The organism is Paenibacillus sp. F024 (assembly GCF_057814255.1).
Genome location: NZ_JBVASZ010000096.1, coordinates 1 through 578, shown reverse-complemented (window position 1 = coordinate 578; position 578 = coordinate 1). Strand labels below are relative to the sequence as shown.

General features: G+C 54.3%; 1 rRNA gene. It reads left to right on the top strand.

What is annotated here, in order from left to right:
- Nucleotides 1-578, top strand: a 23S ribosomal RNA gene (locus tag ACZYR9_RS27535); the annotation flags it as partial.

Here is a 578-nt window from a genome sequence, read left to right as displayed (position 1 = left end):
CCCTAGACGGATCCCGAGTACCGCGAGACACGTGAAACCTCGTGGGAATCCGGCAGGACCATCTGCCAAGGCTAAATACTCCCTGGTGACCGATAGTGAAGCAGTACCGTGAGGGAAAGGTGAAAAGAACCGCGGGAGCGGAGTGAAAAAGAACCTGAAACCGTGTGCTTACAAGAAGTCAGAGTCCGTTAATGGATGATGGCGTGCCTTTTGTAGAATGAACCGGCGAGTTACGTTTGCAAGCGAGGTTAAGGTGAGAAGCCGAAGCCGCAGCGAAAGCGAGTCTGAATAGGGCGAATGAGTTTGCAGGCGTAGACCCGAAACCGTGTGATCTACCCCTGTCCAGGGTGAAGGTGCGGTAACACGCACTGGAGGCCCGAACCCACGAATGTTGAAAAATTCGGGGATGAGGTGGGGGTAGCGGAGAAATTCCAATCGAACTCGGAGATAGCTGGTTCTCCCCGAAATAGCTTTAGGGCTAGCCTCGGGAGATGCGTCGTGGAGGTAAAGCACTGATTGGGTGCGGGGCCCGCCAAGGGTTACCAAGTCCAGTCAAACTCTGAATGCCACAGACGTTA